Below are 16,750 nucleotides of genomic sequence, written 5' to 3'. Positions count from 1 at the left end.
ACAACCGGTTTTTTCCGACCAATAAGTTGATAATCCATGGATAGGTTTGTACTTTTAGATTCGTTGAAATCGAAAACAAACCCATCTATGGATTTTAATTTAGCCGCTTACGGAATCGAAGTATCGGATATTTTTCGCAATAGTGAGCCTGCCATATTGTATGAATCGGCATTGCGTCTGGAAAAAGGGTCTGCCATTTCCGATAAAGGAGCACTGATGGTGTATTCCGGTAAAAAAACCGGCAGAAGTCCCAAAGATAAGCGCATTGTCCGTCATCCCAATTCTGAAAAAAATATAGACTGGGGTGCCGTGAACTACGAGATGAGCGAGTATACCTTTCTGGTAAACCGGGAGCGCGCCATCGATTATTTCAATACCCGGGATCACCTGTACGTGGTAGATGCCTTTGCCGGATGGGATCCGGGGTACCGCTTGAAAATTCGGATCATTTGCACCCGGGCGTACCATGCCTTATTCATGCAAAACATGCTGATCATGCCCAGCAGAGAGGAACTGGCAACCTTTGGCGAGCCCGATTACATCGTTTTCAATGCGGGAAGCTTTCCCGCGAACCACTTCACCACCAACATGACATCCAAAACGAGCGTTGGAATCAGCCTGGAAAGGAAGGAAATGGTCATCCTTGGGACGGAGTATGCCGGAGAAATGAAAAAAGGCGTCTTTTCCATCATGAACTACCTGATGCCCATGAAAGATGTATTGCCCATGCATTGCTCGGCAAATGTGGGCGAGACCGGCGATGTATCCTTGCTATTTGGACTATCCGGAACCGGCAAGACCACACTGAGCGCCGATCCCAAACGCAAATTAATTGGCGACGACGAGCACTGTTGGCACGAGAAAGGCGTCTTTAACATCGAAGGAGGCTGCTATGCCAAAGCCATTGACCTGAGCGAGGAGAACGAACCCGACATATTCAACGCCATCCGCTACGGTACCGTGTTGGAAAACGTCGTTTACGATCCGAAAACCCGGGAAGTGGACTACAGCGACACTTCCATTACGCAAAATACCCGTGCTTCCTACCCGATAGAATTTATTGAAAACACGCAAATTCCCTGCGTTGCCGGGCACCCAAAGAATATTATCTTTCTGACCTGCGATGCCTTTGGAGTTTTGCCGCCGGTAAGCAAACTCAGCCCGGAGCAAGCCAGTTACCATTTCATCTCAGGCTATACGGCAAAAGTAGCGGGTACAGAAATGGGAGTCAAAGAGCCCGAGGCCACCTTTAGTGCCTGCTTTGGAGCCGCATTTATGATGTGGCACCCGAATACCTACGCAAAACTCCTGGCAAACAAAATGAAGACACATCAGGTAAATGCCTGGCTGGTGAATACCGGTTGGAGTGGCGGGGATTATGGATCCGGTGCCCGTATCAAACTCCGGTATACACGGGCTATCCTGGATGCCATTCACAATGACGATTTCGAAGGGGTTGCTACTCATTCCGAAGCAGATTTTGGCTTGACCATACCACTCTCCTGCCCCGGTGTACCACAGGAGCTATTGGTACCGGAAAATACCTGGGATGATCCGGATAAGTTCCGTGAGGTAAAAACCAAACTAGTCCGCTTATTCAAAGAAAACTTTAGGAAATTTGAGCAGCAGGTTGATGCAGCGATCACCAATGCCGGCCCTCGGTGAAGCGACCATGGGTAACGTCACGATATGCTTGCTTTTACTGTTGGTTGGTGGAGGCCTTTCCCTGAGTTGTCAAACCAAAAACAACGAATTGCTTGACTACTCCAGCGTGGAATTGGACAATTCGGCGCTAGTCACTTTTGAAAATTGTGCTTCTGAGGTTGCGTTCATTCCCCTGGTTGCGCCAAAAGATAGCCTCATTAACCTGTCTTGTCGCGAATTCGAAATGGTCGTAACGGATAAAATCTATTACGCCAACAAATGCGTTAACGACCTATCCATTCACTCGTTTGACCTGGCGGGTAATCAGCAGATGAGCTGGAATAGAAAAGGAGCTCCTTGAAGCCGTTGAAAGATTACCGGACCGAGAAGATCCGGTCATACTAAGCTATAAAGTTGTATGTTAGCCCTTTACTGCCATCAAATGGAAATGGCCTTGAAATGAACAACTATTAACTCGTAAACCTCTGCATTTATGAACAAAAAAATCACTTTCTTTCTGCTCCTTCTTTTGGGAGTATCGGGCAATACTTCCACGTTTTTTGCGGTGGCTCAATCCATGGCAAATGAATTATACAAGGTAGCAGGCACCGATAGCCTGGAGATGGAAATCTATTATCCGGAAAAGACCGTTGATGCTCAACCGGCCATCGTCTTTTTCTTTGGTGGAGGCTGGAATGGGGGGAACATCCATCAGTTCAAACCCCATGCGGAACACTTTGCCAAAAAGGGGCTGGTAACCGTACTTGCTGACTACCGGGTTCGCTCTCGGCATCAGACAAGCCCCTTTGACGCCCTTGAAGACGCCAAGTCTGCGATCCGGTACCTGAAAATACACGCGGAACGACTGAAAATCGACAGTAGCCGAATCATTGCCTCGGGTGGATCAGCAGGGGGCCACCTGGCTGCAGCAACGGCATTTATTTCGGGCTTCAATTCGCCGGAGGATCCAACAATCAGTCCCAAACCCGCCGCGCTGCTCTTGTTTAACCCGGTCATTGACAATGGGCCGGGAGGCTACGGCTACGAACGCATCGGGTCGAGGTACCATGCATTCTCTCCCTTGCATAACCTGGCAAAGGGCGCACCTCCCACCCTTTTTTTCCTGGGTACCCAGGATCGGTTGATTCCCGTTATCACAGCGGAATACTATGCCATGGTCATGGAAAAGGTAGGAAGCTATTGCCAATTGATCCTCTACGAGGGTGAGGAACATGGATTCTTCAACTACCGAAATCGTGAGATTTACGAGAAGACCCTGAAAGAAACGGAGGATTTTCTAATTGCCCAGGGCTTTTTACCGGCAGGCCGGTGAACTGAGTTTCGTATTAACGGTACGTTCCTGTCCATCTTTCCAATTGGCCCACAAGGAAGGGTTTACGGCGCTCCCTAATTGGTTACGGTTATTCCGCCTGCCTATCCCGGAATAGCGACAGCGAGAATGGGCAGGGGTCAACGCAGGTTTGTTCGCTATTTACTGAAGAATTAGCTCCTATAACGCTAACCCACTCCTGGGTACCAAAGCCGACAACCACTACCTCTGAAAGTGGTGAAAGCCAGGGCTCCACGGATACATCCGGGTTACTCGAGGAATCTATTCAAATATCCCTAACGTCAAAGCCGATAAACTAAGTACCCGCAAGGCCGCAGAGGAAGGCGCCTGTAGGCTGTATTTTGACTCAATATCAGTGGCGGCACCCACTTTTTTTTCTCCGGATTATTCACTCCTGGTAGCCTTAGTACGGCGTCGCCTGAAGATGCCGATCCTGTGACGGTATGCTGCTGAACATACAGTTGCAAACCAAAAAATGGGGCAATAGCGATCGGAACAGGATCTTTTTGGCCCAGGGGTTTGGTAGGCTGCATGATGGATGATGTAGGTTTACTTGGTCAATTGAATTCAAATGATCGTATAACCAAAGCTTGCACAAGGCTGGATGGTATTCATTGAACGGTCTGCAATCCTACTCACCGGTATGCCAAACCATGACGGAAAACTCGTAATATTCAGGTATACACCTAAGAAAATAGCTGATAAAATAGCCCCTTTGGTACCCGCTATTAAAGGAGATTTTTTGCAGACTGCTTGTAAATCGGATTTTTCTGTGCCAAGGTCCTGCGTCACCCTGAAGCCAGCAATTTTACGCAGAAATAATCGATATTAAATGTAAAAAATACACTTATTTTACCCCAACCCCGTGTAAAAACCCATTTTTTATTTGGTCATATGATAAATAACAAACTTTTATACTTTTTTACGGTTTTCAGAGCAGATATTTAACCAAGCGTCTTGTGCTTCCAGTTGATTTTACTAAGTTTAGCGATCATTACGAAACACTACGTGCGAAATGCGGCGTTTGCCGAGAAAATATAGCTGTAGTCAGTTACTATAAACCCATACCAGGAGTCTTTGTAAACCATCGGCTCCTTTTTTTATGCCTGCAACAGAAAGGCTTCCAACAAATCTCCTACATAATAGGCTACCAATGCAGCAATAAAACCCAGAGAAAGTGTTTCCATAACACTTCGAAAAAGTCCCGTTTGATTCACCCAGCTTTTTAGTCCTCCCACGAACAGAAAAGCCATTCCCGTCAGTAGGCAGGTCCAGAAAAACACGTCGAAAGCGACCGTATAAAAATAGTCCCACACATATACAGTCAGCGGAATGAATCCTACCAGGATAAAGGAAATCAACGTAGCCAATCCGATTTTAAAGGGGCTTTTGGTCTCCTCCATCATATTTAGTTCATCTTTCATCATTACGTCCACCCACCGGTGCCTGTCCGATACGATGACATCCACTACCTGTTGAAGCAGTACGCCCTCGAAACCTTTGTTTCGATAAATCACCTCAATCTCCTCGCGCTCCTTTTCTGGCAAATTATCAACTTCCCAATATTCGATACTTTTGTGTTTGTTGTAATTCTCCTTTTCCGATTTTGACGAGAGATACGCCCCGATGGACATGGAGAGACCGTCTGCAAAGAGATTAGCGAATCCAAGAATGATGATTACTATGGGATCCAGGTTGGCTCCCACTGCCCCTGCCACCACGGCGAAGGTTGTGACTGCCCCGTCTATCCCTCCATAAACAAATTCGCGAAGGTATTCTTGCAAATTCCTAAAAATGGGTATTTCCTGATGTAATTGCGATTCTTTCAAAGCTGTATAAAATTGATACGTTGTTCCAAAAGATAAAAACAAATTTCAATTAAACTGTCCTATTCACCACAAAACTTAAAAGGAATTGGTCCAGCCAGCTCGCACTATCCGGGTTTGTATAAATGTCTCTTTCCATTTGGCATGGAAATTATAACGGCTGCTTTCAGGATTATGGCAGGCTACCAAATTAATCCCTTTGATTATGAAACCGATAAAACCCGGTAAAATATTTTTTTGGTGTTGCCCTTGTGTGAAAAAAAACAATCGCCTACCTTTGCATCACTTCAAAAGAGAAGTAGCTCAGAAACGTCCTGAAGAGCAGTGCGCAGCCTGAAGAACCGAATGATCTTCGCCCTGAGAAATGTCTACCTTATTAAAATGGTAGAAACCTAGGTATTGCTCAAATCGCATACGCTAAGAATGATGGAGGTACTTATCTCAGCCTCCGACACGGCAAGAAGATCACCGATAGGAATGCTGAAAATACAAAATTTTGGAGTTAGTTCAGCTGGTGAGAATGTCCCGAAACGTCGGGAAGGTCGCCGGTTCGAATGTCGAAAGTATAAAATATTGGAGTGGTAGTTCAGCTGGTTAGAATGCCTGCCTGTCACGCAGGAGGTCGCGGGTTCGAGTCCCGTCCATTCCGCTTAAAAGCCTGGGTAATACCCGGGCTTTTTTTGTTTCCCCTCTTTTCTCAAATCGTTCGGCTGGTGAGAATGTCCCGACACCTCGGGAAGGTCGCGGGTTCGAGTCCCGTCCATTCCGCTTAAAAGCCTGGGTAATACCCGGGCTTTTTTTGTTTCCCCTCTTTTCTCAAATCGTTCGGCTGGTGAGAATGTCCCGACACCTCGGGAAGGTCGCGGGTTCGAGTCCTCCCGTGAAAAACCGGACAGGCTGCTCCTTTCCCTTAAAAACTTTCGAAAACCAGGGGTTTTTGGTGCAGCTCCTCGCTTTCTGAAAAGCGAACCTTATCCCCATTAAAGGCTGATAGTTATTTCCCGGCCCAGCGCTGCTGTTATGGATACCCGAAGAACCTCGTGGGACACCGACTGCTACGTACTTTCAAAGAGCGGCTAAAAAGGCGTCTTAGCGAGGTAGGGTATGCTTCACTACAACTTACTTGCTTAGCGGCTTCACCTTAAGCTCATGTATGGTCACGTCTGAATTGTGGGGTACCAGACAAAGTGCACCCGAGGGATAGTCTCTGGCACCGGTTTCAACCCCCTCCACATCCCATCCCGGTGGTTCGGGTGAACCCTCCATCCACTGCTTAAACCTGTAGCGGGTATTCCCATCCGAAAGTGTGCGGACCTGCCCTTTGATGTACATCGGTTTATTCATTGCAATAGCGTTCGCTTTTGTTGCATACGAAGGTGCCGGAGCATTCCTGCCACCGTCGTAAAGTATTCTCCATTTAGCGGTAGTCTGATCGGGATGCAACAAGAACTCTCCCTGTGCACCCAATGGGTACCATACCCTGCTTGGCTGCCGCCCATCCCGGGTGTGCCCTCTCCACCTGAAAGCCATTCCAAAATGCGTTACATTGTAGGTGGGCGGGCCTTTTTCGGGAGGTGTAAAGGCATGAATGGTTATTCGGGCGGTTGCTTCGTAGTTGGTCCATGAGGTATCCCCCACGCTGATGACCCGATCGTAGTAAGGTTCGGTGGTCCGAATGCCTGTCCCACCCAGGTGCCATAAACCATCCACCACCTGAACACTTTCCTGAGGATTCTTTTCTGTTGAAAAATCAACCTGATACGGAATGGGCCATGTTCTAAGAGGAAGAATGTTGATTTTGATTTCCCTTTCCAGGATTTGACCATCCGTAGTCCCGAGGAGGATCCGAACTGAGTTTTCACCTATCCGGAGATCCTGCCAGGAAAGCTCAAGATTGAAATCTCCGTCAGTTGCCAACCGATGTAGATCGCTTCCAAGGGAAAAGGAACGCAGCTCGCCCTGGTTTATACGAAAATCGAGGGAACTCACTTTCTCTGTTTCCGAGATATTTCCGAGAATATTCACCCATCGCTGCGTACGACCTTGTTCTCCAAAATATTGCTGGTCCCCATACCACACATTTATTTGAGGGGATTGGGCAAAGCTGGAGTTGGGACTTGCCAATCCAAGAAGAAAGGTTACTCCAATGACCCCGAGTAGTGTTTTAAGCACTTGCCTACCGCGGCTATTTCGTCTGTTATTCATAGGATTTCGCTTTTTTATATAGATGTAACCAGTTGGTCATCTGAACATTATACATCCGATTTTACCACAGTAGCCTTTGCGCAACTATCCGATGGCATTTTTTAGTTTCAGGCTATCCCTGCGACCATTTTACCCTAAAGGAGCAATGTTGGTGCGGTATCGATGCCTGGCAGAAAATAACGGTTTTTGCTTGATGAACAAACGCTGGATTTAAATCTTGAGTTGAAACACCAAAGAATACCTTACTGCAAACCCCATTTTAACAGGCACAACGTTTGATTGGAAGACGAATTCCCCTGCCCCCCTATTCCGCCCTTTACCGAAAGTAAATCGTGTTACTGCGGATAACCCGCATTTCACCTGTAAATCCCATCTACTATCCTGGTAGTATACCTAATTTCTTTTTGTCAATATCCAGGCACTGCAATGCATTTAGCGTCACCCAATCACCGTCCCAAAGCCCCAGGCAATGGTCACTTGAGCAATGATTGCAGGTAATCGTCCAACTTTCCATGCAGACCGGCATCCGCAATTTTACTGGGGAAAAACCCAAAATAAAAAACGTTGCCATCCGACGTCATCAGCGGCTTGGCTCCCGTATCTCTGCCAAAACCAAAGACCACCATCCCATCCCGGGCATCATTGGCCAATTCCCCATCATCGCCCATGTAGGCAAAATAATCCACAAGACCGTCCTTCTCCTGCTGAGCCACAAAAAACACCCTGTCCAATTTCTCGTCTCCAAAATAAGCCCATTGCCATTTCCCCTGTACTGCTTCCCCCCGGTGGAGGCTTGGTGTTTCGTAGCGCGGGCCACCTTCCTCAGTACCCCAGTAGTGTTGGGAAGGGTTGAATTGCCCCCCTACCGGTCCTTCATACAAAAACCAGTAAGCATGACCAGGGTCTGTTTTCTCTAGAGTTATTTTACCGAATTCATCGGTAAAAGCCCATGTCCAGGCCCATTTTTTACTGATGCTTTCGCAATAAATTTCCGTCTGAGAAATGATTTTACACTCACATTTATCAAACCCCGGATGTCCTGCTCCCCCGTCATCGGACCTGAAAACCAGATTACCCAGGCCTCTGTAGCCACTCGAGGCTCCTTTGGCCCCTGTAATATGGGGATCGCCGTTGAAATTAATCCAATCGATGTCATCCGTGTCTACCACACTGGAAATTCCGGCACCGCTCCGATCCAGATAATAGGTGGCCCGTTGGGTAGTAATTTTAAAATGGGGTCTGCCAATATGGGAAACCTCCGCTATTTTCACCTGCGCCGCCGGATTGGAACAGCAGGTAACCAGGCCAATTGAAATTAGTATACGTACACTTTTCCTCATTGAAGTATCGTTTGCAGATTCAATTTCTTTTCCCGATGATTCCTGTCCCCTGGTGCGGCGAATTCCACGGAGGATAGGCTTTGCTTCGATCGGTACGCCGCTAGCAACCGACTATCCCCTTGTGTCCGGAGGATTTTGAATGGCTTCCATCGGACTGATTTCCCAGGTATGGCTGCCAGATTGCCTTCCCCGGGAAGTTTTCTCCTGTTTGACCCATCCTCTTGCCTGTACCGGCAGTTAAGGACGCTACACCTCACCCGATCGACCGGGATAGCGTAAGCTGTTATTTTAATAATTTATCGGATATGCTGGATAATTCTCAATTTCAAATAAATCACTAGCTAGCCGAAATGGTGTACAACACACTAGTAACGGAATTGAAATTCAGCAAGATCCGAAACTTTGGCTGTTACCGTAGAAAAACTAACCTTGCAAACCGCATTAAGCGGGTTGGATACATTGGCCCAAACCATTTATCCTCCTTTTGCTTCATTCGGATTATTTCCAACGGAACTCCAGCCCCCATCCACCACCAAGGTCTGCCCGGTAATATGAGCCGCTTCCGCTGCCAACAGGAAAAGAGCTGCATTGGCAATATCCTGCGTAGTGGCGGTTTTTTTTCGCGGAATCAACTTGCTCCAATATGCTTCGTAGTCTTTCTCTTCCTTTAACGTACGCTCCGTAAGGGTGGCCCCGGGGGCGATGGTGTTGATCGTTATGTCATGGCAAGCCAAATCCAGCACAAGGCTTTTGGCCATCATTTGAATAGCGGCTTTGGTCATGGAGTATGCCGTCAAATCGGGATAGGCCATTAAGCCCAGCGTGGACGACATAAGGACAATACGTCCCCCGGTACCGGCCTCGACCATCGCTTTTGCGGCCTTCTGCACCAAAAAAAACGTACCCTTTAAATTGACTTCCATGGTCTGGTCAAATTGCGCTTCTGTGTATTCGAAAAAATTCCCGAACAGCGTGCAACCAGCATTTGCTACCACCAGGTCCAATTTCCCGAACGTATGCAGGGCTTTTCCGATCAATTCGTTTATCACCGATAGTTTGCTTGCATTGCCTATCACCTCAACGCTTCTCCCCGGGTACAGCTTGTCGATTCGCTCGGTTGCACATTTCGCGACTTGCTTGTTGGAATCATTAATGATCACGTATGCGCCTTCGCGAACCAGCGACTCTGCAATCTGGTAGCCAATACCCTGTCCTGCACCGGTAATCAATGCCACTTTACCCTCAAATCGTCTCATAAAATCGTTACTCCGGGTACAGTAGTACTTTAACGGCCTTTTTTCGCTGCGTCAGGTCAAACCCCTCCTCCCATTCGGAAAGCCGAAACGTATGGGTGATAATATCTTTTACATTCAACCTTCCCTGTTCCAATATGCGGAATGTTTGCAGCCAGGTGTCCCGGGTATATCCTACTGAACCAAGGATTTTAAGCTGTCTGAAGGCCACCAAATCCCATGGCACCCGCAGATCTTTCCCAAAATGTCCCACCTGTATGTATTGCCCCAACGGCTTAATCGCTTCCAGGCAATTTCTGACAGAGCCTTCCGCGCCTGCACACTCAAACGCCAAATCCACTCCCAGTCCTTCTGTTTCCTCCAGAATTACCTCCTGAAGGTTCTCACGGTCCACCATCACCACTTTGTAAGCCCCATACTCTTCCGCAAGACTTAAGCGGTAGGCATCTTCGGAGGTACCGGCGACAATTGTTTTTATACCCTGAGCTAGCAAGAGTTTCAGAGCCATAAGTCCCATGGTACCAGGACCGGATACCAGCACCTGGTCACCCAGTTTGATGCGGGCAATATCGCATACAGCATGGACTGCCGCGGCCAGAGGCTCCACCAGGGCTGCCTCTTCAAGGCTCACCCCTTCAGGGACTGCGAAAAGCTGGTCGGGTCTAGCGGTGGCAAATTTGGCGAAAGCGCCATTGACCCCATGCCCCATACCCCGGCGGTTTTTGCAAAACATAAATTCACCGCGGTAGCAATACCTGCAATTTCCGCAGGTAACGGCAGTGGCTCCCAGTACCGAAAAGGTATCGCCCAGCTTAATCTTTTGTACATCTTTCCCTACATCAACTACCTTACCTGCAAATTCATGTCCCATAATCACTGGCGGATAATTCCTGAATGTGTCGTGAAGCACATGGATATCCGTCCCACAAATCCCGCAGCATGCCACCTCCAGTGTTACCTGATTGTTCAGGCATACCGGCTCTGGCATATCCATTAGGGCAACGTGTCCTTTACCTTTCTCAAATTTTGTCAGGGCCTTCATAGGTTCATTTCATGGTTAAAATTCTCATTGCTTCGTCTACGATATCCGGCGCTCTCAATCCGTATTTGTCCATCAGCTCCCCAGCCATGCCAGATTCCCCAAACACATCCTGCACTCCAACCCTACGTACTGCACAAGGGCAATTGGCAGCCACCGTCGCTGCTACTGCCTCCCCAAGGCCGCCGATTATGGAATGTTCCTCCGCCGTGACGATTCCCCTGGTTTCTTTGGCGGCAGCAATCAGTAAAGGTTCGTCTAGGGGCTTCACTGATGGGAAGTGTAACACCCGGGCACTTATTCCCCTTTTTTCCAATATCTCCTGCGCCTTCAGTACCTCATTCACCATGATTCCGGTACTGATAAGTGTGATTTCAGATCCTTTTTTGACTAGTTTTCCTTTACCAATACTGAAAGGCGTATGAATCTCCGGAACCACCGGATAGCTATCCCTGCCAAACCGCAGGTAAACCGGGCCCGGATGGTTGGCCGCAGCCAGGGTAGCCTGCCTTGCCTCCTCGTAGTCTCCCGGAACAAGTACCGTCATATGTGGAAATGATCGTGCGATGGCTATGTCCTCGTTGCTCTGATGGGAGGCACCGTCCCCACCCGTGGTAATCCCGCAATGGGTTGCTCCAATTTTTACATTTACCTTGGGATAAGCAATCGAGTTCCTCATCTGATCGGCAGCGCGACAGGTTGCAAAGACACCAAAGGTGGATGCAAACGGCAGAAATCCTTCCATTGCCAATCCCGCAGCTACCGAAAGCATGTTTTGCTCTTGTACCCCGCAATTGAAGAAACGCCCAGGGAAGCGGTCTTGAAAGAGTTCTGTCTTTGTGGCTTTGGCCACATCCGCATCCAAAACCACCAACTCGGGGTGCGTTTCGGCCAATTCAATCAGCGCATCTACGTAGCCTCTTCTCGTCTCTTTATATTCCATTTTCCAAGGCTTTTAAGGCTTTGTTATACTCGTCGTTGTCGGGTGGGGTTCCGTGCCATTTTACCACGTTTTCCATAAAAGCCACGCCTTTTCCTTTCACCGTGTTGGCAACAATCATGGAAGGCTTCCCCCTAACCGCTTTCGCCTCTGTCACCGCATCAATAATTGCGAGGTAGTCATGCCCATCTATTTCCTGCACATGCCAGCCAAAACTCTCCCACTTCGGAACCAAGGGATCCAGAGGCATGATCTCCTCTGAGTTGCCATCGGTTTGAAGGTAATTCCTATCGACGATTCCCACCACATTATCCAATTTATACTTATTGGCAAACATTGCAGCTTCCCAGACCTGCCCTTCCTGAATTTCCCCGTCTCCGCAAAGAATGTAATAATAATGCCCTTGGTTTCGGATTTTCGCTCCCAGAGCCATGCCGACACCCGTGGAAATCCCAAGGCCTAACGTTCCTGTAGACGCCTCCACTCCCGGGGTTTTTGGCTGATAGGGGTGTCCCTGAAGGTGGGATCCGGGCCGTCGAAACGTTGCCAGATCCGACATTGGAAAATATCCGCAATCTGCCAACACCGAATACAAAACTGGGGTACAGTGTCCCTTGGATAAAATAAAACGGTCTCTGTCTTCCCAATCCGGATGATCGGGTCGATGGTCCATCACATGATAATACAGGGCCACCAACGGGTCCGTGGCTCCAAGGCTACCTCCGACATGACCAGAATTTGCCTGATGTACCATGGTCAAAATGGATTCCCTGATGGTCTTGGCCTTCTTCCTGAAACCTGCGAGGTCATTTCTTGCAATTTTCTCCATTCCTGCACTCGTTTTCATGTTATTCTACCGGGCTATCTGGTTCTGAAGCAATCTTCTCTGCTTGCTTGTTCGCAACTGCTGGTAGGTTGCCGCTTTCTACCAATTCCCACACTTCGTGTTGCGGCAGACCCTCAATTTCTGCACAATAGGTTTTGGAAAAGCTCTCTTTTCCAAATCAGCTATCCTCCGTTCCCGTAAAGGAATTTGATTTCTTTTTTACCGAAATCAGCTACCCAATTGGTTCTACCGGCCAGCTCTTCAAAAGAAAGCGGTCTTTTAGGAATTGTGCCGGAAACAAAGCCGGTCCTCTGCTGATTTTCCTGGGCAGCTGATTTTCGTTAGTTGGATGTATTCTCGTACACCCAAATGTGCTTATTGTACCATCCAATGGAAAGGATATCCAGGTCCCCGTCATTTTCAATGTCCACTAAGACGGTACCGTCGTGATGATCAATGTCTGTTTCTAGACCCGTATCTACCACGTGGGGTATCCAGTTTTTGGCATTATTGGTGTTTTCATAGATGATTAGCCGGTTGGAGGGATCTCCCCTGTGTTCTCCCAGTACCACATCTGCCAGCCCGTCTCCGTCTATATCCCCTGCATCCATGCTAAAGCCTCCTCCCACATTGCTCGCAATGATTTTTCTATGCCAGGAAGTTCCGGATGCATCTTTTTGCAAAAAGAGTAAAATATCGGTTCCATTTTCCAAACCAACTACCGCATCAAGTTTTCCGTCTTTGTTGAAATCCAGGAGGTTATTTCTATCCGGCTCCCCGGCGGTGACCTCACCGATCACATGCAGGTTCCACGCTCCATCCAATGTGCCCGGGTTTTCTATCCACTGAGTACCCTGAAAGAGATCTAAAAGACCATTTCGGTTGATGTCACCAACACTCAGGTCCTCATCCAGGGTATGGGGGCTGATTTTCCGGATAGTCCACTCATCTCGAAGCGGATTATCCGGAAGGGTGATCATTTGAATCCCTTTTTCAGCCGCATGCCAACTCAGGGCAATTTGGTAGGGGCCATCGGGCACAAACCGGGCTATGGCTATTCCCTGCAAAAAATCTCCGTCTCCCTCTCCGATGTTCGCATAGGTCGTAAAATTTCCCTTTCCATCATTTTTTGCCCAAAGAAACCTGTTTTCCTGGGGCATTTTACCTGTAGTACCCAAAACGTCCATGTGTCCGTCCCCATCGAAGTCGTGAAGAAGCGCCATATTGGTCATGCCCCCTCCGATGGTTTTTGCTTCCCAATTATCGGAAATCTTCCCTGGGTTTTTATACCAATAAGCACCAGCGATGATATCGCGGAGTCCATCGCCGTCCAGGTCCTCTGCATGTACATAAATGGCATTATCGGGCAAGTCACGGACAATTTGGTGCCGCTCCCAATTTTCCGAAGACAAGGCCGGGTTACCCATCTCCGTGCCCTCGTTCAACCAAATATCCAGCCTTGGAGCGTCCCAGGTGTAGGGTTTTCCCAGAATATCGAGGTCACCATCTCCGTCCAAATCCACCATCCTGCTTTCGTGCCAACCAAACCCGCTAAGCAACTCCACCGTTTCGAAATCTCCCTCACCATTACCTAGCATCACCCGTGCTTTGGGCTTGTCCGGATGATTACCCAACTCCATTTCGGCCAAAAATATATCCAAATGCCCATCCTCATTGTAATCGACTAGGTTGATCGAATGCCCGTCATACACCGTATCTATCAGTACTTTCTCCATCCAGCTACCCGCTTTCCACTCGTAGAAAATGAGAGGCGCCGCCCCATCCCCGGCCACAAGCATGATTTCTGGTCTTCCCCCTGGGATAAATTGACCGGCAATGGAACGTGTAAACGCATAGGCAGGATCTATCTCGTGTACGTCAAACTGAAAATCTCCCCGATGCTTGAACCACCTTCCACCTCCAACAATATCCACTGTACCGTCACCATCTACATCAGCGATGGCCAGTCCCTCGTGTTCATTCGGCCTTTTCCAACTCGGATAACGTCCTTTCTGAGGCGTGTCGGTTTCTTCGTATGCATAAATCTCGACCAACTCCCATTCGGAAACTTTCGTTACATCCTCCGGAATTGGAGCAACAAAAAGCTTTCTGTCCCCCTGATTCCAAAAAATCAGTTCTTCGCGGCTGTCTCCGTTTAGGTCTGCAAAAATCTGATCGTGGTGTTTATTGGCGCCACCTGATTTGATCACTCGTCTCGTCCATGCAGTACTTGGTTCAAAATCAGGGTAAGGATTTTCCCACCACCAAATCTCGTTGCTCTGACCATCCCCACCAAACACCAAATCCATATCCCCATCCCCGTCTATATCGCCATAGGCCGAACCAGCTTCGATGGTCAGTGCTTCATTTTCAATGATGTACCTGTCCCAACCTTCGTTGGTGCGCCGGTACCAAACCACGGCCGGCCCCTCTGTCCGTTCCGTAATTACAAAATCGTTCACACCATCCCTATCCAGATCCGCCACAAGGGTCGCCGTCTGTTGATTCCCAGCATTGGGGGTTGGTAGTTCGCCGCTAGAACTGGATAAGTGCATCCAATCCACTACAGGCACCTCGATGCTGCTCTTGGATTCTTCGTCTGCTTCCCGGCCACATCCGATCAACAAAACCACTAGCATCACAACAGCCGGAAACCATCCAACTACCCCCTGCCCGGAGGCACCCAATTTTTCTTTGGTGTTTTTACGAAATAAGAAGAAGGCCATTCTGAGTTTTATTAGGATTTAAGAAGATACTAAACAAATTTACGATAGAAAGAACTACAAAACCTCTCCTATTTTGTCGAATTTGTGTACTATATTGTCAATCAAGCCTTTTTATACGTAGTTTTTTGCCTATATTATATTAGTTTACTACCGTGAATATGGAGCCATTGCTGGAAAAAATATCGGTCACCTCCAAGAGCAGTTTTGCCATTAAGGAAGACATCTTGCCTTGCATCACTACCCCATGGCATTTTCACCCCGAGTACGAACTTACCCTCATCACGGAAAGCAGCGGCAAACGCTTTGTAGGTGACCATGTGGCTTCTTTTTATCCGGGTGACATGATTTTTGTCGGACCCAACCTGCCCCATTTTCATCGGAATGCAGAGGAGTATTACCAACTACCGCGGAACCATCTCCGCGTACGGGCAATTGTCATTCATTTCCTGGAAGACTTCTTAGGCGACGCCTTTTTCGGATCTCCTGAAATGGTGAAAATCCGGCATCTTTTCGAACGCGCCGCCAAAGGATTGGTAGTCTCAGGGGCCACAAAAAAGTGCCTGGCTGAAAAAATGGAAAAGATGCTTGAATTGGAAGGATTCGATAAAATTTTTCTTCTGTTGGAAATGCTCCATATTCTCTCCAAATCAAGAGATTTGACCGAACTCTCGAGTCCCGCATTTCAATATCCGGTGGCGAGCACCGACAGGGTCCGGGTGAATCGCATGTACGAATACATCCTGGGAAATTACAAAAGCGCAATCCGCCTCGAAGAGGCAGCCATCCTTCTAAACATGAGTACTTCCACGTATTGCCGGTATTTTAAAAAGAGAACCGGAAAAACCTTTAGTAACCTTGTCAATGAGCTCAGGGTGGGTCATGCCTGTCGTTTATTGATGGAAGGAGAACTGACCGTCACTGAAATCTGCTACGAGTGTGGATTCAACAACTTCTCCTATTTTCAACGGCAGTTTAAGAAATATACCAAAACCACTCCACTGAAATACAAACACAAGTTTTTCAATAGGAAATAAAGAAGCGCATGGGTATGCATCGGGCGAATGCCAAAGTGGATCGGGGTTTTCTCCCCCACCTAGGCTGAAAAAGGATGGACCTACCATTCGAACTAATTCCAGGTTCTTTCAACTGGCGGCAAGGGCTACATGCCACCAAATTCGTCTCGGTGAGGCTCTGCCAACCGGTTTCATCCTGCAGCTAAACAACAAAGCCGATTTCGCCCTCTGGGACAACCAAAGCGGCCCTTTTTTCCAAATAGATATCCACCTCTCCCTGTGTGGGTGCATGTGCGGATTGCCTGCTTGAACGCCTGCACTGTCCGGTACCTGGCTACAGATTTTGTCATTTTTTTTGAAGGTGCCTTTTTATTCATCACCGGTATCTATTGATCGGTGTAGTCAAAATTGCGATTTGGCTTACGTAAAAATCAGTACCAAGGCGCGCGCTTGTCGTTTTCAATGATGTGGAGGGAAAGTCCTTGCCGTTTCCTCCACCGATTTCTAATAAAACCGCCCGGAACTTCTTTGGGATGCCAGGCCTGTTTTCAGCTCCTTTTTTCATTCGTATATTTTCATCGTTCCTT

The 16,750-nt window shown here is 48.0% G+C and carries 12 protein-coding genes and 1 tRNA gene; 5 read left to right on the top strand and 8 right to left on the bottom strand.

Annotated elements, in window-relative coordinates:
- Positions 1-87 precede the first annotated feature (87 nt).
- From pckA to ABWH99_RS11185, 3 genes are all read left to right on the top strand, one after another.
- Positions 88-1,665 carry a phosphoenolpyruvate carboxykinase (ATP) gene (gene pckA / locus ABWH99_RS11195; protein WP_375586359.1) on the top strand — a complete coding sequence of 526 codons (1,578 nt, stop codon included), beginning with the start codon at positions 88-90 and terminating at the stop codon, positions 1,663-1,665.
- Positions 1,634-2,005 carry a hypothetical protein gene (locus ABWH99_RS11190; protein WP_375586358.1) on the top strand — a complete coding sequence of 124 codons (372 nt, stop codon included), beginning with the start codon at positions 1,634-1,636 and terminating at the stop codon, positions 2,003-2,005. Before pckA ends, ABWH99_RS11190 begins: the two co-directional genes overlap by 32 nt.
- 132 nt (positions 2,006-2,137) lie before the next feature.
- A complete protein-coding gene (locus ABWH99_RS11185) occupies positions 2,138-2,977 on the top strand; it encodes an alpha/beta hydrolase (RefSeq protein WP_375586357.1) in 840 nt (279 codons plus the stop codon).
- A 1,118-nt stretch (positions 2,978-4,095) separates the two neighbouring features.
- Here ABWH99_RS11185 and ABWH99_RS11180 read toward each other — a convergent pair.
- On the bottom strand, positions 4,096-4,824 hold the full coding sequence (locus ABWH99_RS11180; protein WP_375586356.1) for a VIT1/CCC1 transporter family protein: 729 nt from the start codon (positions 4,822-4,824) through the stop codon (positions 4,096-4,098).
- 572 nt (positions 4,825-5,396) lie between these two features.
- Here ABWH99_RS11180 and ABWH99_RS11175 point away from each other — a divergent pair.
- Positions 5,397-5,470: transfer RNA gene (locus ABWH99_RS11175), tRNA-Asp, on the top strand.
- Positions 5,471-5,940: 470 nt separating this feature from the next.
- Here ABWH99_RS11175 and ABWH99_RS11170 read toward each other — a convergent pair.
- The 7 genes from ABWH99_RS11170 to ABWH99_RS11140 form a co-directional block, all read right to left on the bottom strand.
- Complete coding sequence (locus tag ABWH99_RS11170; RefSeq protein ID WP_375586355.1) at positions 5,941-7,026, bottom strand: hypothetical protein; 1,086 nt, start codon at positions 7,024-7,026, stop codon at positions 5,941-5,943.
- Between the two features lie 473 nt (positions 7,027-7,499).
- Complete coding sequence (locus ABWH99_RS11165) at positions 7,500-8,366, bottom strand: hypothetical protein (protein WP_375586354.1); 867 nt, start codon at positions 8,364-8,366, stop codon at positions 7,500-7,502.
- Between the two features lie 473 nt (positions 8,367-8,839).
- A complete protein-coding gene (locus ABWH99_RS11160; protein WP_375586353.1) occupies positions 8,840-9,622 on the bottom strand; it encodes an SDR family NAD(P)-dependent oxidoreductase in 783 nt (260 codons plus the stop codon).
- Between the two features lie 7 nt (positions 9,623-9,629).
- The gene (locus tag ABWH99_RS11155; RefSeq protein WP_375586352.1) at positions 9,630-10,661 is read right to left on the bottom strand and encodes a zinc-binding dehydrogenase; all 1,032 of its coding nucleotides are present in this window, start codon (positions 10,659-10,661) and stop codon (positions 9,630-9,632) included.
- A gap of 4 nt (positions 10,662-10,665) precedes the next feature.
- Positions 10,666-11,601, bottom strand: coding sequence for a transketolase family protein (locus ABWH99_RS11150; protein ID WP_375586351.1), 936 nt, complete (start codon positions 11,599-11,601; stop codon positions 10,666-10,668).
- The gene (locus ABWH99_RS11145) at positions 11,591-12,445 is read right to left on the bottom strand and encodes a transketolase (RefSeq protein WP_375586350.1); all 855 of its coding nucleotides are present in this window, start codon (positions 12,443-12,445) and stop codon (positions 11,591-11,593) included. The genes ABWH99_RS11150 and ABWH99_RS11145 overlap by 11 nt, the downstream gene beginning before the upstream one ends.
- A gap of 320 nt (positions 12,446-12,765) precedes the next feature.
- On the bottom strand, positions 12,766-15,150 hold the full coding sequence (locus ABWH99_RS11140; RefSeq protein ID WP_375586349.1) for an FG-GAP repeat domain-containing protein: 2,385 nt from the start codon (positions 15,148-15,150) through the stop codon (positions 12,766-12,768).
- Positions 15,151-15,308: 158 nt separating this feature from the next.
- Between ABWH99_RS11140 and ABWH99_RS11135 the strand changes: the two genes are divergently transcribed.
- On the top strand, positions 15,309-16,184 hold the full coding sequence (locus tag ABWH99_RS11135) for an AraC family transcriptional regulator (protein ID WP_375586348.1): 876 nt from the start codon (positions 15,309-15,311) through the stop codon (positions 16,182-16,184).
- Positions 16,185-16,750 lie beyond the last annotated feature (566 nt).

The sequence above is a fragment of the Cyclobacterium xiamenense genome, from assembly GCF_042140265.1.
Lineage (GTDB): Bacteria > Bacteroidota > Bacteroidia > Cytophagales > Cyclobacteriaceae > Cyclobacterium > Cyclobacterium xiamenense_A.
The sequence above is the reverse complement of the archived record's forward strand: the minus strand, read 5'-3'. Positions and strand labels throughout refer to the sequence as shown.

Bases quoted from the DNA above. Each gene is read 5' to 3' on its own strand.
- ABWH99_RS11170 (WP_375586355.1), bottom strand. From the start codon at position 7,026: ATGAATAACAGACGAAATAGCCGCGGTAGGCAAGTGCTTAAAACACTA.
- pckA (WP_375586359.1), top strand. From the start codon at position 88: ATGGATTTTAATTTAGCCGCTTACGGAATCGAAGTATCGGATATTTTT.
- ABWH99_RS11185 (WP_375586357.1), top strand. From the start codon at position 2,138: ATGAACAAAAAAATCACTTTCTTTCTGCTCCTTCTTTTGGGAGTATCG.
- ABWH99_RS11140 (WP_375586349.1), bottom strand. From the start codon at position 15,150: ATGGCCTTCTTCTTATTTCGTAAAAACACCAAAGAAAAATTGGGTGCC.
- ABWH99_RS11135 (WP_375586348.1), top strand. From the start codon at position 15,309: ATGGAGCCATTGCTGGAAAAAATATCGGTCACCTCCAAGAGCAGTTTT.
- ABWH99_RS11165 (WP_375586354.1), bottom strand. From the start codon at position 8,366: ATGAGGAAAAGTGTACGTATACTAATTTCAATTGGCCTGGTTACCTGC.
- ABWH99_RS11150 (WP_375586351.1), bottom strand. From the start codon at position 11,601: ATGGAATATAAAGAGACGAGAAGAGGCTACGTAGATGCGCTGATTGAA.
- ABWH99_RS11145 (WP_375586350.1), bottom strand. From the start codon at position 12,445: ATGAAAACGAGTGCAGGAATGGAGAAAATTGCAAGAAATGACCTCGCA.
- ABWH99_RS11160 (WP_375586353.1), bottom strand. From the start codon at position 9,622: ATGAGACGATTTGAGGGTAAAGTGGCATTGATTACCGGTGCAGGACAG.
- ABWH99_RS11155 (WP_375586352.1), bottom strand. From the start codon at position 10,661: ATGAAGGCCCTGACAAAATTTGAGAAAGGTAAAGGACACGTTGCCCTA.
- ABWH99_RS11190 (WP_375586358.1), top strand. From the start codon at position 1,634: ATGCAGCGATCACCAATGCCGGCCCTCGGTGAAGCGACCATGGGTAAC.